Consider the following 528-nt stretch of genomic DNA (forward strand, 5'->3'; position numbering starts at 1 on the left):
AACCATTGAAAGAACCAATCCGAGAAAATCAGGTTTGGTCATTAGATTTTATGCATGATCAGCTTTCCGATGGTCGCAAGTTTCGATTATTGAATGTGATTGATGATTACCGCCGCGAAGGCCTAGCCATTGAAGCAGGGTTCTCATTGCCCACAATCAGGGTTATTCGTACGTTGAATCAATTGCTGGAGTGGAGAGAAAAACCGTTAGTGATCCGATGCGATAATGGTCCCGAATTTATCAGTCACGAATTTGTGCGCTGGGCTACTGAGCACGGTATTCGTATTGAATATATTCAACCGGGTAAGCCACAGCAGAATGCGTATATTGAACGCTATAATCGGACCATACGTTATAGTTGGCTGAGCAAGCATTTATTTGATACTTTGGATGAAGTACAAGATTATGCAACAAACTGGTTGTGGCATTACAACCATGAAAGACCACATCAAGCTAACAAAGGAAAGCCACCTCTAATGGCTGCTTAACCTCTACTTTTAACTTCGGTTATTTATGGGAGGATTACCA

General features: G+C 41.9%; 1 protein-coding gene. It reads left to right on the plus strand.

What is annotated here, in order from left to right; all coding sequences use genetic code 11:
* Positions 1 to 488: IS3 family transposase (locus ACSC97_RS18280; protein ID WP_436662358.1), on the plus strand; the 488-nt coding region annotated here is incomplete at its 5' end.
* Positions 489 to 528: the final 40 nt, after the last annotated feature.

It is taken from the genome of Acinetobacter sp. P1(2025) (genome assembly GCF_051390655.1).
GTDB lineage: Bacteria > Pseudomonadota > Gammaproteobacteria > Pseudomonadales > Moraxellaceae > Acinetobacter > Acinetobacter junii.